Genomic DNA, 22,375 nt, shown 5'->3' on the forward strand with positions numbered 1-22,375 from the left:
TGTCCCTCGACCCCACCGGCAAGGGACAGGCCCGCTGGACCATGCGCTGGAAGACCGCACTGAACGCCTTCGACATCACCTTCAACGGCCGCCTGTCGGCAGCCCGCCAGTAACCCCAACTACCCCAGTTACACCGCTCGTTTGACAGACCCGATCCGGACTGAGCTTGAGAACCGCCGGCGTTCCGTCAGCCCATTGACAGCGCCAGACGACAGAGGAGGCTCCACTCGCGAACAGCTCACCAAGCACGAAACCCCACCGCGCAGCCAGACGCGCAGCGAGGTTCGGAACCTCAGCAAGCCAACCCTCTGCCTCGGGACCGAATCGACCTACCAACCGAGCACGGACCTCTTCCATATTCACCCCGGCAGCTTGCACCCCAAACTGCCGCCATGCATACGCATATCGACAGAAGCGGATCTGGTCGGCCAGGCCGTTCCGAACTGACGAGATATCGCCGTCAAGGAGAGCGGAGTCAAGGCCTCCCCAGGCCAGCCCTACGGCCCACCAGTCACGGAACGTCACAGATCGTCGGTTCTGACACAGCTTCTGAAAGGCCCGTCCGCACCGATCCGCGGGCACGGCGAACCGCGTCCCTGACAAGCGGAGGCCGTGCTGGCGAAGGAGCGAGGATGAGTGACCGGACGGGGCCGTTGGGGCAGTCGGGCGTGACGCTGGTGAACATCCGGGCATGCGACCAGGCCACCGCACACCACGTGGCCGACCCGCTCGCCGAGGTCCACCCCTGCACCGTCGCGTCACTGGTCGACGACGGCACCGGCCTGGTACGCCTGGAGCTGTTCACCGACACCCTAGCCGACGCCGACACAGCCCTCGAGGTGGGAGACACGTTGTAGAGCGCACTCTGCCGCCTGGGTGGGCTGGTATACCCGCCGAGCCGCAGCTCGCCCACCACCCGTTCCAACTCTCGCCGTATGGCTGGACTCGCGCCCCCTTCGGAAGGTCTTCGCCCTTGCGCCAGCGGCGGGGCATGACGAGCCCGGCACCAGGATAGCCACCCGTCGGCATGAGCTGTCTCGCTTACGCGACAGCCAGTTCAGGGCTGCGGTTCATGCTCTGACAGGTTGAAGGTGCTGGCTTCTAACCGGGGACCTGCACGGCGCTGACCGACGAGGCATCCCCGCACGCGCGGAGAGCAGCCAAACGAGCATCCCGCAGCCACCTCCGTGCCGGGGTCCATCCCCGCGCGGGCGAGGAGCAATCGGACTGCTGTCACTGGTGTCGGGTTCGGGCCGCCTCGTCGGGAAGGGCGTAGCCGATCGTGCGGCCGTCGTGGACGGACCGGGCCGGATGCCCTGAGAGCGGGCGCTTCCAAATGCGCTCGGCGGAGCCGTGGGCGCTGTCCATAAAATGCCCGGCCAGCAGGAGGTCGCGCCGCAGCAGCACTTCGTGATGCGAGGGGGCCCGCTCGAGCATGGCCTGTCACCTGGGTCAGCAGCCCGTCCCCGCCAACAGGGCCGCTCCTGAGGCGTCGGCACGGTCCATCAGCCGCTCGACAACCTCGTCCACCAGGTTCTCCTCGACCGCTCAGCGGCCGGGGCTCCTTGTCTGCCATTGTTCGTCCGTCCCGGTCGGCCAGGGCCCCGAAGCCGGGCTCCGGCTGGCCTGCTGCATCACTCACTTACGCGATCTTGCGGACACTCTTCCCGCGTTGAGTAGTGGTGCCAGTGCCAGCTGCAGATCTTGGATCTGGCGGTAGTGAAGGGCGGCCATCCCTGCTTCGCGGGCTGCCACGACGTTGGCTGCGCTGTCATCGATGAACAAGCAACGCTCGATCGTGGCTCCGAGGCGTTGGGCGGCAATGCGGTAGACCCGTGGATCGGGCTTCGCGACGCCGATGCGGGCGGTGTTCACAACGGTGTCAGCAACATTGATGAGTCCTTGTCTGGCCAGATCCTCCTCCAGCCGGGTGGTCGCATTGGAGACGAGCGCGACAGACGCGACTTTGCGTACCTGTCCGAGAAGAGCGACAACCTCACCATCGATCACTGGAAGAAGCTGCGACCAGGCCGTGACCGCAGCCCGAGCTCGGTCCGTCGATCCGTAGCGGCTGGCGAGGTCGGTCGCGATCGCCGACCGCCATTGCTCGTCGCTGGCCTCCCCGGTAATCGCAGGGTGCAGACGGACCGGTGCGAAGGCCGCGGCCGCAAGGGCACCGACGGGCAGTCCGTGCGCTTGCTCCAACGCGTCGGCAGCGGGCCAATGCCGGAGGACGCCGTCGATGTCGCAGAGCACGGCGTCGTAGGGAGCAAGGGTCATGTCCATCATTCCTCGGTGATCCTTCGGCAGTTGATCCCGGCTGCACAGGCACCCCAGTTCCCGACTGCAGCTCCCGATGGCGAACTCGAACAGGACGATCGAACGGGCTTCTGCGAGCCGGGTGGCGAACCAGGCGCCGATCGGCCACTTGCACGGCTCCCTCCGTGGCGATGTCCGCGCCAGCCGCTGTCTCGGCTTGGGCACTAGCGAAGCCAAAGCCTCACGGACGAGGCTACGGCGGACGCTGTACTCCGCGACAATGCCCGGATCGACATCTGCTGTCGCCGACTGTCCGGCGTCCTCCGTCCCTAGCTCCCGCTTGCTGCGCATCGCGTTGAAGCTGTCGACTGCCAGGTGGAAGAAGACGCCGTCGTCCAGGATGTCTAGTAGCTCCGGGGCGATGCTCGACTTCCCTGAACTGGAGGTGCCATTGAGGAAGATGATCCGACCAGATGTCATATCGGCATGGTCACATGGTGCCGTTCCGGCTCCGTGTTGAGGGAATCTCCAGTGGATCTCGGCGCCCGGCAAGACGGCAGTCCTGGACGCCTTAGGCTCGCGGGCGGTGAGCCCAAGGTGGAAGTGGCNGTAGAAGCCGGGGAAGTGCCGCTGCCCGGGGTAGGACGCGAAATGCCGCACCGGGTGCACGGATTCGAAGCGAACCCGGGACACCGTCTCCAGCACGGACTTCCGCAGCCCGCCGCCCTCACCGTCAGCCCCCTCGACATCGACCAGACCAAGATCCATCGTCACCCCCGGCTCCGCGTACTACGCCATAACTGCCAAGTTGAGTCCCTAGAGTCCCTGAGCAGAGGGGTAGACGGCACTGACCTGCCAAAAAGCCAAGGGACTGGAGACAGTGACCGAAGACTGACTCCCTGGGGGCCTCAGCGATGGAGTAGCTGTCTGCGAAGTGCCATCACGAGGTCGTCGTCAACAGCGAGTTGTTCGGCGGCGTAGCCGCGCACCGATCCGTATCGCGCGATCAGTTCGGCCAAGAAAACGCGCATGATCTCAGCGGGGGCGCGGCCGTAGGCAGGCCACCTGAGGGTCAGGTCGGGGTAGGCGGCGTGCCACTCGGTGACCAGGCGTTCAGTGGCTAGCTCGGTCAGGGCGAAATCGGCGACGATGTCGTCCTCGTGCACCCCGACCAGGGCGAGGACCAGCATGGCCAGTAGGCCGGTGCGGTCCTTGCCGGAGTGGCAGTGGAACACCAGCGGGGCGGCTTCGTCGGCGACAATCTCCAGGGCGCGACGGAGCTCCTTGACGCCGTCGTGGATGACCTCGGTGTACCTGTCGGCCAGGAAGCGCGCGGGCTCGACGTCCGGGTCCAGCCCCGCCTGGTCGTACGGCCGGTGCTCAATGCTCAGATTGTGGTAGCCCAGCCCCTGGTGGCGCGGGACACGTCCGCTGCGCTCGATCTCCCAGGGATGACGAAGGTCGATCACGGTGCGGATGCCCAGGGCAAGGAAGCGATCCCAGTCCTGGCCCTGCAGCTTGCCCAGCGAGTCGGAGCGAAACAGCCGACCCCAACGCACCGTGCGGCCATCGGCGGCCCGATAGCCGCCCAGATCCCGGAAGTTGTGCAGACACTCGAATGCGATATGTCTCCTCACGCGAGTCACCCTACAACCCGCACCAACGTCGACAACAACTCAGAGTGACAGCACAACTGGCCGTCGTCCGCCCATCTGGTGCCATGCACTGAGATCGAGGTCTGCGAGCCGGCGCCGGATCTCGTGCGGGGCGCAGCATCGACTCGACGGGCACTGACGGCCGCCTCAGCCGACGGTGGTCTGCACTGAGGAGCCGTTGTCTTTCCGAGTGCGATCGCCCACATTTCGGCTGGTCAGGCATAGTGCGGCTGTCGTGTGGAGTGATGGCATGTCGTGTTGTCTCCTGGGAGGAGGTGCCGACAGGGACGAGCTTGAGCTGGATGAGTTGCTACCTGATTCCGACCGAAGCGATGACAGGGCCCGAGCTTCAGAGGACTACGAGTGGACGAGCTGAGACGGAGCCTCGCCCGCTGCTGGCTGTACGCTCGAAGCCCAGACTCCGAAAGCCATTTCCTGGAGCAGGGCATGTGATCAAATGAGGCAGCGCAACCAGAGCTCAGCCGAGGCCCATCTTCCAAGAGATGATTCAGGTCGTCGGGACGTTCTTGGCCTGCGCCCCCAAGCGGACACCAGCCACACCTGCCCACAAGGCTGAAGAAGGGACCCTTCGCCATGCTCTGGCCCGCACTCCAGGTGTTCGCTCGGGGACAGCTGACACCCGAACAGTTGCAGCGCCTGCTCGGCACGCTCCGGCTCGAAGAGACCCCCCGCACCGAGGGTCCCGGGGCGGCCAAGAGCATTGCGCACCGCTCCTTCTCCGACGACACGGACACCCGCCTTGTCCTGGACCTCGCGCGCACCGGCGAGTCCGGCTGGCTGCTCACCCTGTTCTTCGACGGGGAACCGCCCTCAACCGACACCGTCGAAGGCCACCGGGTGCTGCTGCGCGACGCCGTCGAACGGCTCGGCCTCAAGCTCATCGAGATCACCCCAGCTGCCAGCGCCGACGAGGTCTACGTCATGCCCCCGCCGCCGCCCGGAACCCCCGAGCCCACCATCGGCGTCTCCTGGGACCTTCCCTACGACGACCTGGAGCAGATGTGGCCACACATCGGCTTGCGCAAGGACGCCCCCCGGGATGTCAAGGAGGTCAAGCTACGCGAGGTGATGCGCACCCCGGCCTGGTCCGCCGCCCCTGCGACCCTGCGCCGCCAGGCCGAGGACTTCCTCCGCAACATGTGAGCCCCTCCCCGAGCGGAACCGGCCTGGTCAAGCACGCCTGGAGCGGGGATAGGACGGGGTGCGGGACAGAGAAGAGTCCAGCAAGACCGGGATTCGCCGCTACTCACCGACGAACGTCTGGTCCAGCAACTCCTTGGCCAGGTCCGCGGCCACGCGCGCCAACTCCTCACCGCTCCGGCCAGGACCGAACGCGACCCCCGGTGAAAGCCGGGCGGCCAGCTCCTCCAGCAGGCCTGCGACGATCATCGCGCGTAGCTCGGTGATCACCACGTTGCGGGAAGGCTCGCCGAGCCGGCGCTCATCCAGGCCCCGGTCTCTGTCAAGCCGCCGCCGCAGGTCCGCCGCCCGCTGCGGAAGAGGAATCGGCTCTCCCCTCCGGTCCACATATAGCCTCGCCGCGAGCGAGTACTCGAACGGATCAAGCACTCCGCGCATGTCAGGCTGCCGCAGCGTGTCACCCATCAACGCGGCACGCAGATTCCGGAGCGCGACATCGACCTGTGCAGACGAGTTCTCCACCTCCGGCATCGTGTCGAGCACCCCGATCACGGCGTCCCGCAGCCGTCCGTACTTTGCCCGGTCCACGTCATCCTGCAAGATCGCTCCGCCCTGCCCGGGCCTCCATCGGCGCCCACCTGCGGCCCCGATGCCCCGTGCCACTCTTCAAACCCTTCAACGACACGAAAACGGCAGAACTACCAACTGCCATACACCGTCAGCCAATCACCCTACCTATTCAGATGATCTTTCTAATATGATGCCGCAACAGTCGGATCCCCGTGATCCCCCATGGCGTCTCCCCCATCGGGGCACGATGGCCTGACCACCCGCAGCCGACAGGGAGGACGCTCGTGCCTTCGCAGTTACGCGCCCCAGAGACGAGGCCCACCTCAACCTCGTCCCCCGCGTCGGATGCGGCGCCGTGAGGGAGTTCCTGTTCGGTCTGCTTGCCTACCCCGTTGTATCCGCGGCACGTCCCACCTTTGGTGGGTGGAGGGTCACCCCGCACCGCGGCAGCCGCTGCGTCACACTGGGCACCCTGCCATCCCGTGCCGGCGGCGGCCGTGACACCGGCCTCGGGAGCGGCCGTCGGCCCGGCCGCTGGCCAAGGACGACCGTCACCTCTCCCGAGATCACTGGCACCGCGTACGTCGTCAACGACCCCCGGCCGGTGTCCCTGTCGACCGCCCGGGCCGGCACCGAGGAAGACCTGCGCCCGTCGGACTTCGGCGAGAACGTGTCCGCCCTCGATTGGGTAGCAGGGGGCAGGGTGCTGCGGGTGGAGACTCGGGCGCTCGGGCCACAGCACTTCCGTCCCATCGAGGAGGCCCCTGCACCCGGCTACATGGGCGAGACAGAGGTCCGCTCCGGCACTGCCGAGGACCCGCACCTCGTACGGCTGGACGCGGACGGACATGCTCGCGCGCACTTGGCTCCACGAAATCACGGACACGCTTCAGGAGCTCACCACCGTACGGGACGGCTCGGAGCAGGGCGTCGTGCGCGAGCACTTGGCCTCGCAGGGGGACCCCAAGGGGAACCAGTGCGTGCTTGCCCGCATGCGCGAGTACGCGTGGCTGTCGCGCAAGTGGGAGGCGGCCCGTTCCGATGAGGAGCGGTCCCGCTGGGAGGTCGAGCTCGCGGGCACCGCCAGGGACATCGAGCTGTGGGGACGCCCCCAGCCCTCACTGCCCTGGGCGGGCACTGCCAGGCAACCTGGTGCCGACGCGCAGCCCGACCCCACGAATAGCGAGTCGCTGCGCGTACGGTACGCCGCCGCTGCGGACGAAGAGTTGCGGGCCGTCTACGTTCAGGAGCGCGAGCAGCAGCTCCACGACTACCGGCAACGCCTGGCCGAGGCGCACCCCGCCGACCGCGAGGCGATCCGGCAGGAGTTCGCCAAGGAGTGGGCGCACCTGGTCCGTCGGCACGACGCCGGACGATTCAGCCTGCGCATCCTCGCCTACTGCACCGAATGGGACCCCCAAAAGGGCGGAATCGCGGCCGTAAACCAGAACCTCGTCGAAGGGCTCGCGGCCGTCGGCCACGAGGTCTTCGTCCGCGTCGGGCACGAGGTGCCGCCGGACGCCTCCGGTGACCGTATCCACCTCATCGGGCCCCGGCGGTACGACTCCAACCGTGGCGAACAGGAACAGCTGGTGTACGACGGCGAGGACCTCCCGTCCGACGTGGACGCCATCATCGGGCACAGTCGCTACTCCGGCCCACAGGCACTGCAGGTCCGCAACCAGCTGTACCCGGACACGCCGTTCGTCCAGGTGATCCACATGGTGACCGGCGCCCTCGCCCGGGTGGCGAACCGGCCGGACCTAGAGGCGGAGTTCGAGGGCATCGAACGCCGTATGGTCGCCGCTGCCGACATGGTTGCCGGGGTTGGACCGGTGCTGGAGAACGAGGCCCGGCGACTGGCCGCCACCAACCCGGGCGATCACTTCCCTGCTGTCCACCAGATCATCCCCGGAGTTCCCTTCGAGGAGCAGCAGCTCCTGCCCTGGGACGGGGAGCGGACGCGCCACTTGCTCCTTGTAGGTCGCGCCGACGCCCCGCAAAAGGGGCCCAGCACGCCGCGCTCATGGTCCGCCGACTGCTGGGAGAAGGTATCGACGTCCAGCTCACCGTGCGCGGTGCCGCTCAGGAGACCGTGGAGGAAGTGAAGGAACGGCTCTCCAACATCGCCGGGCGGGAGGTTGTGGTAAAGCCATTCTCGATCGATCGGAATGAGATCCTGACCGACATGCGGCAGGCCGACGTGATGGTCATGCCCTCGCAGGCAGAGGGCTTTGGACTCGTCGGGCTGGAGGCTGCAGGCCTCGGACTGCCCGTCCTGCTGCCCACCACGAGCGGCGTTGGGGCCTTCTTCGGCGACCCGGGCCGCTTCCCCCCCCCCCCCCCCCCCGAGGTAACCCGGCTCAGCCTGGTCGAGCAGGGCTTCGAAGACCATGTGAACATCCCGCGCTGGACCGAGAAGCTGCGGGAGATCCTGCTCGACATTCCCGAGGCGCGGAAGAACGCGCTCTCTTTGCAACGCCTCCTGCGCGAGGCCAACACGACGTGGGTGGGCGCAGCCGAGTCCCTGGCCGCCGCTCTCCAAGCGATCCCGGATCGCAGCGCGCCGCGTCCCCAGGCGCCCGCGCTACCGCAGATGTCGGGGGACGGCTGGGCGAACTGCGCCCACGCGCACTGGGGCCGGTTCGGCGCCGCCGGGCTGCTGCCCGTCCACCGCGCCACGGACGGCAGGGTGTCCGTGCTCATGCACCATCGGGGCGCGGATACCGACGAGGGGGGAACCTGGGCGCTGCTCGAAGGCGCCCGCGACAGCCACGAATCCGCGGCGGCCAACGCAATCCGTCAGGCCGTCAAAGGGAATGACCTCGATCCCGCCCACGTCCATGTCGAGCGCGTCATCCGGGACGACCACGGCGGCTGGTCTTACGACACCGTGATCGTCTCTGTCGACCGGCAGGCGCCGGTCCGGCCGGTCGAGGGCGAGTCCGTGGCGCTGGCCTGGGTCCCGCTCTCCGAGGTCCACAAACTGAACCTTCACCCCGGCTTCGCCACGAGCTGGCCGAGCGTCCAGGCCGAACTCGACGCGGTGCTGAACGGCGAGTCGTCCACCACCGACGTCGCGGCCGCCTCCACACCCCGCACCAGCGCACTCCCGCTCCCCGCGCACCCGGTCACCGGCGCGCGCGTGGTCACGAGGGAGGTGCTCGGCCATGGCGATGGCATCGCGAACAGGGAGCTAGCCACATTCGACGACGGCACCCGGGCCGTCTACGAGAAGTACGCGCGGACCGAGGATGCAAGGATCAAGGTGCTCGACGCCCACGTCGGCCGGGCGGTGGGCGCCCGCGTCCCGCTGTCGCACCCGGTGGGCCTCCGCGAGGTCTACACCGACCACATGCCTGGTGAACCGATCTCCGCTCGCTACCAGAACCTGACCGAACTGGCGAACCAGAGGATGCCCGCAACCCGTGACGGCGTGTTCCTCGGCCTGCATTATGCGCTGACCGCCACCCACGGCGTCGCTGTCGACCAACTCGTCCTCGGGGGACAGCAGAGCCTGATAGCGATCGGCGACGGCGCCGCGTCGCACAGTCCCGTCCCGGACACCGCAAACCCCTTCGTCCGTACCTTCTACCAGCAGGTCGAGCCGCACGTGTTCTCCTGGGTGAACAACCCGATCGCCCCGGGCGACATCGAGATCATGCGGCGACAGCTCGACGGCCTGCGCCCGCTCTTCGGACAGCTCGGTCGTCCCGAACTGCACACCGCGGTCATGGATCGGTTCGGCCAGGTGGCGAAGCACGCGACCGGAACCGATCCACTCCTGCCCAGACCACCTGGCAAAGACGTCACACTGCCCGACCCGACGCCCGACCGGCACCCCCCTCTGCCCCCACCGCCGGGCTCGCAGGAACGGATTGACCATCAGCGGATCGCCGAGGCGCTGCTGACCGACGACGGCCGCATCACCGATACCAGCCAGGCCAAGACCATCGCCATCCAGGCCATCGCCGAGCGGATGCAGTCTTCGACGCCCGAGCTCGTCCTCGCGGCGTTCGGCCTGGTCGTCGGCACCGACATGGGGCACCGCTTGGGCGACGCCCGCTACGTCCTCGTGCCGCACCAGGAGCAGTACCCCTCGATCGGGGCCGACGTCCTCCACGTCAACGAGCTCGACCCCGCCAACCCCCGGCACGCCCCGAGCAAGGTGGTGCGCATGGACGACCCACGCGCCGAAAACCTGATCCGCTGGATCGCGGTCAGTGAGCTGATGGGTTCCTGGGCGTACGGCTCGAACAACAACGTGCGCGCCCTGGCGCTGCAGGAGGCCACCAAGGAGGAGTTCGGCCTCACCAGGGTGCTGCAGTGGCAGATGGATCCGGACTCGCGCGACGGCGTGGACCGGGAACTCGACTACAGCCGCGACGCACTGCGGGACTTCGTACGCACCCAGTACGAGATGACCCAGGCGGTCCTCGCCCGCCGCGGCATCACCGAAGTGATCGCTTATCGGGCGCTGACCTGGCAGGAGGGAGCGGCGCAGCCAGACTGGGCCAGCCTGAACATCGGCGACACCTTCGAGGCGCGCCAGCGGCCGCTGGCAAGCTGGTCGGCGGACCGCCAGATCGTCGCCGACTGGCTTCACAAGCGCGGCGGACGCGCCGTAATCCTGGCCGCCCGAAAGCCCGCGCGGGACGTCCTGTCCATCCCTACGACGGGCATCGGCTTCTTCGCACAGAGGGAGTGGGTCACGGTGCCGGGCGACAGCCTGGTCACACTGGATGGTGTCTTCACCGGCAATGCCGCGGCAGCCACCGCGGAGCAGACCGCAGCGAGCAGCGTCACCCTCGGCGCCCCCGACCTGGACCACCCCGCGCAAACCCCGGCCAACGACTCGGCGGAGAGGCCGACAGCCCTCCGGGAAGCCGACGGACCGCCCCTCACGGTCACGACCCAACTCGACCCCGCGGACCCGCTCGACAACCGGATCATCCGGGTCCTCGACGGCGAGGAGGAGTTCCCACGCTGGTGGCCGCGCCACGACTCCGACTACGCCATCACCAAACGTGACCTGGACTTCCTCGGGATCAACCCGGTCCAGGTCAAGTGGATGCTCACCGGCGAGGCGCCCATGGGCATGACTCCGGCGCACTACCAGCGGTTCTGCACGGAGATGCTCGACGCGCTGCAGCACGACGGCATCGAACCGTCCCAGGTCGACATCCGCCTGAAGGGGACCGGCGCCAGCTTCTTCTCCGGGATACACAAGACGCTGCCGCGCGAGGAGGACCTGGTCGGCAATCCGGCGGCAGCGGAGCTCCTCCAGGAGTGGTTCGGCGACAGCCAGGACCGTCCCCTGCGCCGCCCGTACGATGCCATGTGGCGACTCGGCCTGGATCCGGAGCCCAGCGACTTCGACCTCGACATCAACAGCACCGCCATGGTCCGGGCCGCCCGCGCGCACTGGCGAGCCCACCACTTCAACCGGTACGCGAGCGAATTCATGGGCGGCCACGGTTACCTTGACAAGCAGACCGTGCGGGGCACTCTTCCCGCGCTGGCCGAATGGGCGAACAGGTGGGAAAGGACACTGGGCAGGCCGCTGTCCCTGGGCGTCTTCGAGTCCAGCGGACCATTCGATGCCACCGTGCTCGGCCGCCCCCTCTCCTCCCATTTCCGCGACACCGACTGGATCATCCACAGCCCCGAGACCCCCGTGGCCTGGCGCACCCCCAGATCCAAGATCACCGACCGCCTCAATTCACAAAGCCAGGCACCGCAGCCGGGCCCCGCTGCCCAGCCAGAAGGCAAGCTGCGGAAGGAGCCAACCCCAGGGCAGCAGAAGACCGACCCGGTCGAGGCACAGGCAGCCGCAGCCGCCGAGCAGCCCCAGGCAGCGGCGCCCGCCGCACTGCCGGAGACCGTCTGTTCGGGCGAACCATTGCCCTACGGCTCGCGGGACGACGCGACCGCGGCCTCCCGCAACGTCGCCCTGTCCTTCCAGGAATGGATACGCACCCCCATGGGCGAGCATCTGGCCAACTCGGAGCACCCCCGGGTCGCCGCCTTCCGTGATGCCTGGCAGCAATTGCCCCCCGCAGACCTTCCAGCCGGGCCTGGATCCGCAGCTGGCCCGTACCGCGAGGTCGCCGAACGAGCCAAGGCCGTCGCCGAAGCCAGTGTTGCGGGAGGCCGGTTCGACGCCGACGACATCGCAGCCCTGCGCGCCGTCGCCGAAAACGCCGAGACCCACGCCGCCCGGCTCTCGGTGAGCCTGCCGCCCAGCGGTACGACCTCCACCCCAACCCCCGCTGCCTCTCAGCAGGTACGGGCATCCCGACCAGGCGTCGCTGCGCCCGCCCCGCCCGCGGCCCCACGGGGCCCGCGTAGAGGTGTGTGACCTGAAAAACACATCCGGCCGCTACGAAACTTGGGGCAGCGCCGTCACAGGGGCAGGGTTTATCCCCATCTCCTGCATGGCCGAGGAGGGCGGGCCGCCTTCGGAGCGTTCGGTCTTGCGGCCCTTGCTGCCCGCGGCCAGAGTGCGCGGTCGACGGCCTCGGTAGGGGCGCCGGTTGCGTACAGGCACTCGGGGTGGGTGGCGCGGTTGTGGGGCAGCAGCCAGGAGACGCGGCGGCGGAAGGTGCCGGGTGGGCGGGAGGTTTGGCCTGCGGGCGAGCTGGGGGCGTGGCCGACCATGCGTTTGTCGCGGTGGTAGGCGATTCTACCGCGGCGGGTGGGCAACTGCGCGTGTGGGACGACTACTGCAACTACATCGCCCCCATGGCGGCCGGACCCCTTGCGAACGCCTCAAGCGGAAGCCCACGACCCGGGCGTAATCGGTGATCATCAGTGGCACGGTTCCGGGCTCTGGCCCTTGCCTTCACTCACTGGGCGGTGAAGACACGGACCTGCTGGGGCCGGACTATCCGCTCCTGCATGCGGTATCCGTGCCGTACCACCTCGGCGACTCCCCCGTTTTGCTCGGGAGACAGCGCGGCAACGGCCCCCACCGCCTCTTGGACGGCAGGGTTGAAGGAGCCGGGAGCCACCGGTATCCGGGTCATGCCGTACTTCTCCAAAATCGTAAGCAGCTCTGCGGCCACCGAGCCGGCGAAGCCGCCGTCACGTTCGAGGTGCCGCTCCACACGGTCCATCAGGAGCACAAGGTCGTAGAGCAGGGGTTGTACGGTGCGCCCCTCGGCGCTGTTACGGGCGTGGACGAGCTCGGCGCGCAGCTCGTCCAGACCGCGGCGGGCCTCTCGGTCGTTCAGCAACCGGCGGCGGAACTGGTCGTTAGCGAGGCCAGCTCCTCCCGCATGCCATCGACCGCGTCGGCGACCACAGCGAACGGGTCGGAGTGCGGCGCGGCGGCTTCGGGGGCCGGCTCGGCTTCAAGCCTGCGCTGGGGATCCAGCCGAGGGTCGGGCTCTGCGGGGTGGGGGCCTGCGGACGCAGTATTCATCAAGGTCTCCTCATCGGCGGCCTGGCGCGGACCGGTAGTTCGTGGAAGGTGTGCTGCCACCGGGGTCTGAGACCCATCGCCACCACCAGCGCGACCGCGGCCGCCATGGCCAGGATCTTCAGCAGGGACGGCAGCGTCAGCACGAGGATGAAGAAGAGGATCACTACTGGGATCATGCCTTTGCGCCAGCGCCAGGTCTTGGTGACCGCCCGGACTGCAGCCATGCGGTACGCCATCAGCTGGTTGACGAGCCGGACGTCCGCGATGCCGACGGCCATTGCCTGGTCCACGCAGTGCGTGACCTGGTCGACACTCAGCGCCGAGGCGATGACGTACCGCCTGCGGAAGGGATGCCAGGTCATGGCGCCTTCGGCACGCAGCGACCAGATTCGGCCGATCTGGTCGCGCACGCCTGCGTGCCCGGCGTGCATCTGCAACGCCTGCTCGTACTCCTGCAAGGCCTGGTCATAACGCCGGGTCCGATACAGGCTGTCCGCTGCGGTGATCTTCAGATCGAGGTCCTGGAGCGCCAGTTGCGCGACCCTGGTGTGCCAGTTGGCGGCACCGACGTGATCCCCGCGTAGCGCGTGCACTTCGGCGATGGCCGAATGAGTGAGCGGGTCCTTCGGATCAAGGGCGCGTGCTCGCTCGTACTCCTGCAGGGCGTCCGCGTACTGCCCCTGCTTGGCATGGATGGCGCCGAGCAGCCGCCACGCGCCCCCGTTGCGGTCCTCGTGGTGCACGGCCTGCCGCAGTTCGGAGCGCGCCCTCCTCGTCGCCCTGATCCAGCAGTGCAAGGGCATGGGCGACCCAGTCCCGGGCGGCGGCGGATGCTGGTTGCGGGTCGGGCGGCGGTTGCGGAACTTGTTGCCGGGCCCGGGCGAGCCGACGGTCGTAGGCGCTTCGTCTGGCCCGGTCGAGCAGTTCCTTTCGGGCCTCGCTGATCAAGGACGGGTGCAGCACCCGTGCGGAGGTCATGATCGCCGAGGCGGTCGGCGCGCCGGTGCAGGGGGCGGGCTGCGCGCTGACCGGCGGCACCTGGTACTCGGTCTACGACGACACCTACATCACCGACGCGAAGGGGCTGGATGTGGACCACCGTGTCCCGCTGGCGGAGGCCTGGGACTCGGGCGCCTCGGAGTGGACGGCCGCGCGCCGCCAGGCCTACGCCAACGACCTGGACGACGACCGCGCGCTGATCGCGGTCACCGCGAAGTCCAACCGGTCCAAGGCCGACCAGGACCCGGCCACCTGGATGCCCCCCTCCGCAGGCGACGCCTGCGACTACATCACCCACTGGGTCGCCATCAAGACCCGCTGGTCACTCACGGCCGACCCGACCGAACACGCCACCCTGACCCACTGGGCGAGCCAGTGCCCCAACGCCCCGGTACAAGCCGAGCGAACCTGACCCCGAACCGCACAGCCGCCCGCAGGGCCGACCGAGGAACCGTCCACAGCAGCAGGAAAGGGCGCCAAGCCAGCCCGGCCGCCCACAAAAGGCGGCCAGGGCGACGCCCCCCGCGTTCGGCGTGCGACCAGCCGTGGAACCTTGCATGTGGGCTGCGCCGCCGCGGCTGCAGGCAGCAGCGTGCAGCGTTGTAAGGGGTGGCAGACCGTGGACGGGGTGCTGCTCGGTCGGGGCCGGCCTACTGCACGAGCAGCAGCCGTGGCCGACCGGAGGCATGTGTCCTTGCCTGTGCCTGGTGGGCAAACCGTGTAGCTGCCCCCTTGTAGCCCCGGCATGTATTTCGCCCCCTGCGGGCGCGGGCGGCGCGCTGTGCGCTGCCCCTTTTCGAACGACGTGAGAAGACTGATCAGTCCTTGAGGTGCCGGGAATCGTCGGGTGGCCCTTCCGCCGGTCTATGTACTCTTCCCCCCTGGGCTCCGCCCGGCTGGCGCGAGCGGAGCGAGCACTTGAGGCTGTGTGCAACTGATGATCACCGATTACGCCTGGGTCGTGGTCTTCTGCTTGAGGCGTTCGTAGGGGGTTTGGCCGCCGAGGCCGCCGTGGGGGCGATGGTAGTTGTAGTAGTCCTCCCATTCGCGCAGCTTGTTGTTGAAGACCTCGGCGTCGTCGATGATGACGCCGTCGAGGAGCCGGTAGAACTCCTCGGCGTCGATGCGGTGGGAGCGTTCGACCTTGCCGTTCAGTCGCGGTGTTCGCGGCTTGATGTAGGTGTGGGCGATGCCTTTGTCGAGCACGTGCCAGTGGAAGGCGGACTGGAACTCGGCACCGTTATCGGTCTGGATGACCTCGACCTGGAACGGCAGGCGTTGGATGACGTAGTCGAGGAACTGGATCGCGGTGGCCTGGTTCAGCGTCGGATAGATCCGCAGCACCCGCAGCCGTGTGCAGTCGTCGATCGCGGTGAACTGGAAGTACTTGTTGCGCCCGCCGGGGCGCCCTCGGGGCGTGGAGGCGAGCGGCTCGATGAATTTCACGTCGATCTGCACGCGGTGGCCGGGCAGTTGCTTCTCGTACCGCTTCCACCGGCGGTCGTGGCGCTTGTACCGCTGGGAGGCCGGCAGGCGGCCCATGTCCAGACGGTTGAGGATCCGCCAGACGCCGGACTTGCTGATGGTGACGTCGTGGTACCGCTTGAGGTACATGGCGATCTTCTCTGGGCCGAAGTGGTAGTTCTGACGCAGGTAGATGATCTTCCCGACCACCTCGACGTGTGTCGCGTTGGGGCTGTGCTTGGGTGCCTTGGAGCGGGTGCGCAGCCCCTCGACGCCCTCGGCCTGATAGCGGCGGTACCAGGTGTAGTACTGCCGGCTGATCCCGAAGTACCGGCAGGACATTGCGACGTTTCCGGTGACCTCTTCGACGTGACGTATGACCGCCAGGCGTCGCTTGGCCTCGCGGTCGAGCGGAGGGTTGGACTTCGACATGTGGATCTCCGTAGTGATCGGAGACCCAGGTGTCAACGATGAACGTCAGTTTTAGACCGACAATCGCCCGCGCTGGCCGTCCAGCGCGGAACATCCCCGCAGGCGCGGGGCCGACTTGTGAGGTCAGTCCCGGCGCGCCCCGCCCCGTGGAACATCCCCGCAGGCGCGGGGCCGACGCCCGTGCGCGCGGCGTAGGCAGCCTCCACGCCGGAACATCCCCGCAGGCGCGGGGCCGACCAGTTCGGCCCGGTGCGGTACGCGTTTTACGGGGGAACATCCCCGCAGGCGCGGGGCCGACCGGGCCGCGCGGCGCCCGTTCGTCTCCGGCGCTGGAACATCCCCGCAGGCGCGGGGCCGACCGACTGGGGACGCGGTGCCGCGGCTCCCAGAAGGGAACATCCCCGCAGGCGCGGGGCCGACGCTGGGGCGGGCTTGGTGCGTCCGAACACGGGGGGAACATCCCCGCAGGCGCGGGGCCGACATCACCCGGGGAGATGATCTTCCCCCAAGATCAGGAACATCCCCGCAGGCGCGGGGCCGACGCGAGATTGCGCGTCGAGGACTTGAGACAGAGGGGAACATCCCCGCAGGCGCGGGGCCGACCGGGCGCGCGCGTCTCCGTCCTGATCCTGCTCGGGAACATCCCCGCAGGCGCGGGGCCGACCGCAGCATCCTGCGCGTCACCCAGCCGCGCGGCGGAACATCCCCGCAGGCGCGGGGCCGACCGCCCGTCAAAAAGCCCGGCCTTATGGTCACCGGGAACATCCCCGCAGGCGCGGGGCCGACTCTGCCGCGCGCATTCGTGGAGCGCCAAATCCGGGAACATCCCCGCAGGCGCGGGGCCGACCGCTCCGTCGTGCGGATCTCTCTCCGCCACTGGGGAACATCCCCGCAGGCGCGGGGCCGACTCGTTGATGGTGCTGGACGTGGTGCGCTCGGGCGGAACATCCCCGCAGGCGCGGGGCCGACCGCCAGCCCTCGGCATTCGCCATCGCCGAAGGCGGAACATCCCCGCAGGCGCGGGGCCGACGGGGCGGGGGCGTCTGAGGGCGCTCACGCGTTCGGAACATCCCCGCAGGCGCGGGGCCGACTTCTTCTCGGCTCCGGCCGTCGTCGGCTCCGGCGGAACATCCCCGCAGGCGCGGGGCCGACAGCCCGGAGGAGCTGATGTCCGGCTCGGGGACCGGAACATCCCCGCAGGCGCGGGGCCGACTCGAAGAGGCGGTCAAGCACCACCGCAACGAACGGAACATCCCCGCAGGCGCGGGGCCGACATGAGCGCACTGAACTCTTCCAACTGCGAGATCGGAACATCCCCGCAGGCGCGGGGCCGACTCGCCCTTCTTCCGCGGCTGATGCCACCCCGCCGGAACATCCCCGCAGGCGCGGGGCCGACCGATCACTTCGCCCTCCGCGTCCCGCAGGACGTGGAACATCCCCGCAGGCGCGGGGCCGACGGGTGGCGCCACCGCTTCGTGCCCTCCATCGCCGGAACATCCCCGCAGGCGCGGGGCCGACCTCAGCCGCCACATCAAGCTGCACGGCATGGGAGGAACATCCCCGCAGGCGCGGGGCCGACAGGTACAGGTGGGTTCCGTCGGGGGCGGTGGTGGGAACATCCCCGCAGGCGCGGGGCCGACCGGGACGCCAGGGCGTCCGTCCAGTCCTCGGGCGGAACATCCCCGCAGGCGCGGGGCCGACTTCAACGAAGAGCACGGACTGAACTACAACAAGGGAACATCCCCGCAGGCGCGGGGCCGACGTCCTGCTTGCTGCGGCTGCCGGTCATGTCTGCGGAACATCCCCGCAGGCGCGGGGCCGACCGCACACGGCCACGTCGGGGACCATGACCCCGAGGAACATCCCCGCAGGCGCGGGGCCGACACCCGGGCCGTCAGGCGGTCGTACGGGCAGGAAGGAACATCCCCGCAGGCGCGGGGCCGACACTAGATGACCTGCGCCTTTGCCTGCAGTCGATGGTGATTTCATTCAGTTGGATGTCGAGACCACGGGCTGCGGTGGGGCCCCAGTGCGTCCGTGGCCAAGAAGCTGTAGGGGTCTTACTTATTCCAGTTTCCTGCGCATCCATACGATGATCCCGGCGGAAACGATCAACGCCTGCTCCGTGCGGAGAGAATGAGGCCGTCGTAGTCCACGGGCCGCCAGCGGTCGTGGCCTGCGGTGCGGACTGCCCAGCCCTGTTCGTTGGATGCAGGCTCTACAAGGACCGCCTGGCCGTCGCCGATGCGGGTGGCGATGAGTTCCCAGAGGCGGTCGCGGATACGGCGGCCGGGGTTGCCGACGAAGACCCCGGCGTTGACTTCCACCATCCACCGGGTGAGGTGGCCGCGCAGGCCCTCGGGGGCGGCAATCAGGACAATGACGGTCATCCGGAGGGTTCCGAGGATGCGGGGTCATCGAACTCAGGTCCGATGATCGTGATGTGCTCTTGCCCCATATCGGCCGGAGCGAAGGGGGCAGGAGTGCCGCGGTCGGCCTCCGCGTCGTTGTCGGGCGCTGCGGAGGCAGAGGCAGTTGCCGGATCAGCCGGTGCGTGGGTGGCCCAGTTGACGCCTCCGGGAACCGCGCCGAGGCGCTCGTCCCACAGTTCGCTGGTCTCGGGGGTATCGAAGTCGGTTCCTGTCGGCGTGAGGAGCGTTTTGACCTCCTGGACGATGCGGCCGAGGAGCTTGGTTTCGGCAATCCTGTCGCGGAGGCCGATGCGGGCGTCACGTTCCTCGGTGAGGCCCTTCGCCGTGAGGTCGAAGGCGAGTGGGATGGTGTATTCGGCCTTGTACAGGTCGGCGATGTCGAGAACGAAGGAGACGGCGGAGCCGGTGTGGACGAAGCCGAGTCCGGCACTGGCGCCAAGTCCGACGACTACGGCATGGCAGATGCCATAGAGGGCGGCGTTGGCCGCGGACAGCAGGCGGTTGAGGTCGTCGCCCGCAGCGAACGCGTCACCTGCCTTGTAGACACGGCCGTCCCAGCGGACGTCGGTGCGCCGGGAGTGCTCTTGGTAGAGCTTGCGGAAGCGGGCACCCTCGCGGCCGCGGAGTTGTTGCATCGTCGCCTTGGAGACGTCTTCACCGGGAAACCGGAGGCCGTACATAGCGCGGGCGACACCGAGGCGTTCCTTGGGTCGGGTGACCAGCCACGCCTGCCGGTGCAGCAGACCCGCGCCCCGGCTGGGCCCGAGGCCGGCCGCGTACATGCGGACGCCTTGCTCCCCGACCCAGCACACAGCGGTGCCGGAGTCTGCCAACAGCCGTATCGCGCCGTGGGTGACGCGGGTGCCGGGACCCAGCAACAGGACGGCGATCATGGCGGCCGGTACGCGGACCGTCTCCCGCTTGTTGATGATGACGACGGCGTTCTCGTCACGGTCGAGGTGGCTGCGCTCGACGTAGACGCTGGAGACGCGATCAACGATGCGGTGCAGGTCGTGCGGATCGGCCTTCCACCAGATGTCTGCCACGCCTCAGCCCTTTCGTCCCGGGAGCGGAGCGAGGGTGAGCAGACCGCAGCCGTATGCCTTCGAGGGACCGATCCCTTCCAGGAGGCGGGAGGTGAAGACGGCTGGGTCCGTAACGCGGAGACGGCCTTCGAAGGTGGCGCTGTGGAAGGTCACGTGGCGCCGCGCCTCGCCGCTCTTGGCAAAGGAATGCCGACGGCGGTCGGTGATACGCACCTCCCGCGCGGGGTTGCGTTCCCAACGCGCCGCATCCGCCGTCGGGGGATCCTGCGCGGCCGACTGGTCGAGCCCGGGGGCAGGGTGGTCGGTGCGGGATGCGGGGACGGTGAACCCCCATCGTTCGGTACGGACCAGGAACCAGTCGAGCTGAGCGGCTGCGGTGCGATGGCCCATCCTGAAGCCGCGTACCCGTTTGGCATCGGTGTTGGCGGCGAGGTGAGCGGCCTGTGCAGGGGTGGGGTCGGCCGGGGACTGCGTGTTCTGGACGGGGCTGGCGGTCAGGCGGAACGCGAACTCTCGTCCGGCTGCGATTTGCGCGAGGAGAGGGGCGTAGTCACGGACGGCGGCGTGCTCTCCTTCGGCATCGGGCCAGCCGGCCTGTTCGACGACATGGGTCCAGTCGGGCTTGGAACGGGTGAGGACGAACAGGTGCGGACGGTGCGGGTTGTCCGCGTCCAGCCGCCACAGGACGCGTCCGCCGCCCGGGGCCCCGGGGATGCCTCCCATGGCGGCGCCGTGCATGGCGCGTGGGCTGGCGAGCAGTCGGCGGCTCTCGGCGCGCAGGGGGTTGATGCGGATGCGGGACAGGTAGGTCATGGAGGTCACCAGCCCAGCAGGGCGAAGGGATCGTGTCCGGCGTCGTCGTGGTCGTGGTCGTCGACGGTGGGGTCGTCGGGAGGAGGGAAGTCCGTGGGGATGCTCAGCCAGCCGTGCCGCACTCGTCGGCTGGTGAAGCTGCGGGCGTGCGGGTCGAAGGAGAGGGGGGCGTCGTGGAGGACGTCGTCGCCTTCCGGATCTTCCAGGGTGACGGAGCGGTCGATGCGCGCCGGGTACAGGGGGCGGCCGAGGCCTCGTTCGCGGCCGCGTTGGGCGGCATAGAGCTCGTGGGTTCGGCGGGATGCCTGCCAGCGCTTCTCGCGCAGCATCTCTTCGAGGCCTCCCTCGTGCACGCCCAGGAAGAGCGGCTGGGTGGGCGGGCAGGATCGTCGGCCCAGCGCGAGCGGGAACGCGGGGGCCCGGACTGCCTGCCCCAGGGTGGTCAGCAGTGCGCGAGGGCCCGCGAGGGCGGCGACGAACACCGCGTCCTGGAGGTAGTAGCGGGTCGTCACGTGGGTGTGCTTCGCGGGGGAGGTCGGCTTCTGGATGCCCTTGCCGGACACACCGGTTTGGGGCAGTGGACGGCCCCGGTAGTCGCTGACGGTGTGGTAGTCCCGCAGAAGAGTCCCCGGCTGATCGACGCGGATGCCCAGGCGCAGCGGCAGCAATTCGTCGAGTGGATCCTCGCGGGCGAGTCCGGCGGCGGCGGCGAGCAGGCCGATCACTCCGGATTTGGTGGGCTCCGGGCGGGTTTCGCGACGGTTGAAGGCGCTGCGTGAGCCCCATGACTGCAGTGGCCCGGCCAGGCGGAGCAGCAGTACCGCCTGGCCGTCGTCGCGTCCATGGGGCGATGGGGCCGGTGCGGGGCGGGTCATCGGGCAGCCTGCTTGGCGGCATCGGTGAGGTGGCCGCGCAGACTGGTCAGGAGCTCCGGGAAGGCGACCGCCGGTCCGAAGGTGGCCTCCAGCAGCTCCGCGGTCTGTCCGTCATCGGCGAAGGTGTGGCACAGGGAGGTGAAGGTCGGGGTGTCGCCCCAGGCACCGGTGGCTTTGGCGTGCTCACGTGCCAGGCGGCGGGCGGACTGCGCGGCGATGCCCGCGGTGCCGGTAACCGGCTCCTCGAAGGCTGAGGCGAGGTTGACCGGCTGGTCGGCGCGCACCACGACGGCGACCAGGCTGGGCAGGGTGCGGTGCGCGAAGGAGTTGCCGTAGCCGGTGGGCATGGAGCGGGCGAAGGAGGTCACGAACTCCTCGACGGCGGTGACGGCCGCCTCCTCGTCCGTGAGGTTGTGCAGGAGTTGGTGCACGCCGACCGTTGCGTAGCGGTAGAGGGTGGCGGAGTTGAAGCCGATGGTGCCGATCATTCCGGCGCCGGTCTCCTGTCCCTTCTTGGCCTCGTCGTCGACGGCCGTGAAGTAGTCGAACTCGAGCTCGACAGCGTGGGTGGACAGGGCGTGGGCGACCTGCGTGGCGGCGTCGACGTTCAGGGCGGGAATGTCGGCCACCATGCGCCCGAACAGGGCGACGTCCATGGGGTGGCCAGTGCTGAACTTCTCCTGCACGGCCAGCTTCTTGACCTCGGCGGCCAGCTCTGCGTCATCCAGAGCGGCGAGCTGCGCTGCTTTGCCGTGGACGAGAGCGGCTACCTGGTCGAGCTGACGGCGGCCGTAGAAGAACAGGTACGCGGTGTCACCTTCCTTCTTTCCGGCGCTGATCCCCAGCGGTGCCAGCAGGGCGCTCGCCAGGCGGGCCGACGGCTCGGAGTCCAGGCCGGTGCGCTCGGCGATCCGGTCGGTGAGCGCGGCGTTCATGCGCCGGGTGCGCGTCGCCAGATCCTGCTCGGGCACCCGCTCGGTGAAGTGGATGCGAGTGGCGCGCTTCCATGCCTGGGAGGAGACCCGGGAACGGCGTACGCCGCCGAAGTATGCCTCCTTGGGATTGCCCTGGTCGTCGCGGTTGACGTTGGCCGGGGGCACGGTCTGCAGGATGTGAACATCGACGTAGGTGCGGGGCACGGTGATCGCCATGGGATCCTCCGGGTTCGGGCGGCGGGTGCGGTGGTTGGGCGGTCCTCAGCGGGACCACGGGTGCGAGGCGACCGTCTGCGTGTCGCCGTCAG

16 protein-coding genes, 3 pseudogenes and 1 CRISPR repeat array are annotated in these 22,375 nt (G+C 68.8%); of the genes and pseudogenes, 4 read left to right on the forward strand and 15 right to left on the reverse strand.

Features of this window, described 5'->3' with window-relative positions:
* Window positions 1-632: 632 nt before the first annotated feature.
* Window positions 633-857 (forward strand): hypothetical protein, encoded by a 225-nt coding sequence (locus tag IEY86_RS31020; RefSeq protein WP_189135244.1) that lies wholly within the window; start codon window positions 633-635, stop codon window positions 855-857.
* 376 nt (window positions 858-1,233) lie between these two features.
* Here the strand turns inward: IEY86_RS31020 and IEY86_RS31025 are convergent, their stop codons facing one another.
* From IEY86_RS31025 to IEY86_RS31040, 4 genes and pseudogenes are all read right to left on the reverse strand, one after another.
* Window positions 1,234-1,437 carry a hypothetical protein gene (locus tag IEY86_RS31025; RefSeq protein ID WP_189135245.1) on the reverse strand — a complete coding sequence of 68 codons (204 nt, stop codon included), beginning with the start codon at window positions 1,435-1,437 and terminating at the stop codon, window positions 1,234-1,236.
* A gap of 201 nt (window positions 1,438-1,638) precedes the next feature.
* A complete protein-coding gene (locus tag IEY86_RS31030; RefSeq protein WP_308425189.1) occupies window positions 1,639-2,289 on the reverse strand; it encodes an HAD-IA family hydrolase in 651 nt (216 codons plus the stop codon).
* Between the two features lie 288 nt (window positions 2,290-2,577).
* Window positions 2,578-2,739, reverse strand: a pseudogene (locus tag IEY86_RS31035) (phosphotransferase-like protein); the annotation flags it as partial.
* Between the two features lie 428 nt (window positions 2,740-3,167).
* Window positions 3,168-3,896, reverse strand: coding sequence for a tyrosine-protein phosphatase (locus IEY86_RS31040; protein WP_189135246.1), 729 nt, complete (start codon window positions 3,894-3,896; stop codon window positions 3,168-3,170).
* A 612-nt stretch (window positions 3,897-4,508) separates the two neighbouring features.
* Between IEY86_RS31040 and IEY86_RS36960 the strand changes: the two genes are divergently transcribed.
* The gene (locus tag IEY86_RS36960; protein WP_229698909.1) at window positions 4,509-5,078 is read left to right on the forward strand and encodes a hypothetical protein; all 570 of its coding nucleotides are present in this window, start codon (window positions 4,509-4,511) and stop codon (window positions 5,076-5,078) included.
* Window positions 5,079-5,177: 99 nt separating this feature from the next.
* On the opposite strand, the gene IEY86_RS31050 is transcribed toward IEY86_RS36960, so the two are convergent.
* Window positions 5,178-5,675, reverse strand: a complete 498-nt coding sequence (locus tag IEY86_RS31050) for a hypothetical protein (RefSeq protein ID WP_229698910.1) — start codon at window positions 5,673-5,675, stop codon at window positions 5,178-5,180.
* Window positions 5,676-6,637: 962 nt separating this feature from the next.
* Between IEY86_RS31050 and IEY86_RS31055 the strand changes: the two are divergent.
* Window positions 6,638-12,006 (forward strand): annotated as a pseudogene (locus IEY86_RS31055) (glycosyltransferase).
* Window positions 12,007-12,027: 21 nt separating this feature from the next.
* Here IEY86_RS31055 and IEY86_RS36970 read toward each other — a convergent pair.
* From IEY86_RS36970 to IEY86_RS31070, 4 genes and pseudogenes are all read right to left on the reverse strand, one after another.
* Window positions 12,028-12,353, reverse strand: a pseudogene (locus IEY86_RS36970) (DUF6009 family protein); the annotation flags it as partial.
* Window positions 12,354-12,493: 140 nt separating this feature from the next.
* Window positions 12,494-12,883 (reverse strand): nucleotide exchange factor GrpE, encoded by a 390-nt coding sequence (grpE, locus tag IEY86_RS31060; RefSeq protein WP_189135247.1) that lies wholly within the window; start codon window positions 12,881-12,883, stop codon window positions 12,494-12,496.
* Complete coding sequence (locus tag IEY86_RS31065; protein WP_189135248.1) at window positions 12,877-13,071, reverse strand: hypothetical protein; 195 nt, start codon at window positions 13,069-13,071, stop codon at window positions 12,877-12,879. The genes grpE and IEY86_RS31065 overlap by 7 nt, the downstream gene beginning before the upstream one ends.
* Complete coding sequence (locus tag IEY86_RS31070) at window positions 13,071-13,874, reverse strand: tetratricopeptide repeat protein (RefSeq protein WP_189135249.1); 804 nt, start codon at window positions 13,872-13,874, stop codon at window positions 13,071-13,073. The genes IEY86_RS31065 and IEY86_RS31070 overlap by 1 nt, the downstream gene beginning before the upstream one ends.
* Window positions 13,875-13,978: 104 nt before the next feature.
* Here IEY86_RS31070 and IEY86_RS31075 point away from each other — a divergent pair, with 104 nt between their 5' ends.
* The gene (locus IEY86_RS31075; protein WP_373287114.1) at window positions 13,979-14,482 is read left to right on the forward strand and encodes an HNH endonuclease family protein; all 504 of its coding nucleotides are present in this window, start codon (window positions 13,979-13,981) and stop codon (window positions 14,480-14,482) included.
* Between the two features lie 536 nt (window positions 14,483-15,018).
* Here the strand turns inward: IEY86_RS31075 and IEY86_RS31080 are convergent.
* The 6 genes from IEY86_RS31080 to cas7e form a co-directional block, all read right to left on the reverse strand.
* Window positions 15,019-15,966: an IS481 family transposase gene (locus IEY86_RS31080; protein WP_189135251.1), complete on the reverse strand. Its 948-nt coding sequence runs from the start codon at window positions 15,964-15,966 to the stop codon at window positions 15,019-15,021.
* 87 nt (window positions 15,967-16,053) lie between these two features.
* Window positions 16,054-17,911: a CRISPR direct-repeat array (repeat unit 28 nt; unit sequence GGAACATCCCCGCAGGCGCGGGGCCGAC).
* 166 nt (window positions 17,912-18,077) lie between these two features.
* Window positions 18,078-18,356: a type I-E CRISPR-associated endoribonuclease Cas2e gene (gene cas2e, locus IEY86_RS31085; RefSeq protein ID WP_189135252.1), complete on the reverse strand. Its 279-nt coding sequence runs from the start codon at window positions 18,354-18,356 to the stop codon at window positions 18,078-18,080.
* Window positions 18,353-19,444, reverse strand: coding sequence for a type I-E CRISPR-associated endonuclease Cas1e (cas1e, locus tag IEY86_RS31090; RefSeq protein WP_189135253.1), 1,092 nt, complete (start codon window positions 19,442-19,444; stop codon window positions 18,353-18,355). Before cas1e ends, cas2e begins: the two co-directional genes overlap by 4 nt.
* Before the next feature lie 3 nt (window positions 19,445-19,447).
* Window positions 19,448-20,257: a type I-E CRISPR-associated protein Cas6/Cse3/CasE gene (cas6e, locus tag IEY86_RS31095; RefSeq protein WP_189135254.1), complete on the reverse strand. Its 810-nt coding sequence runs from the start codon at window positions 20,255-20,257 to the stop codon at window positions 19,448-19,450.
* A gap of 5 nt (window positions 20,258-20,262) precedes the next feature.
* Window positions 20,263-21,132 carry a type I-E CRISPR-associated protein Cas5/CasD gene (gene cas5e, locus IEY86_RS31100; RefSeq protein WP_189135255.1) on the reverse strand — a complete coding sequence of 290 codons (870 nt, stop codon included), beginning with the start codon at window positions 21,130-21,132 and terminating at the stop codon, window positions 20,263-20,265.
* Window positions 21,129-22,283, reverse strand: coding sequence for a type I-E CRISPR-associated protein Cas7/Cse4/CasC (cas7e, locus tag IEY86_RS31105; protein WP_189135256.1), 1,155 nt, complete (start codon window positions 22,281-22,283; stop codon window positions 21,129-21,131). The genes cas5e and cas7e overlap by 4 nt, the downstream gene beginning before the upstream one ends.
* Window positions 22,284-22,375 lie beyond the last annotated feature (92 nt).

Source organism: Wenjunlia tyrosinilytica, from assembly GCF_014646055.1.
GTDB classification, from domain to species: Bacteria; Actinomycetota; Actinomycetes; order Streptomycetales; family Streptomycetaceae; genus Wenjunlia; species Wenjunlia tyrosinilytica.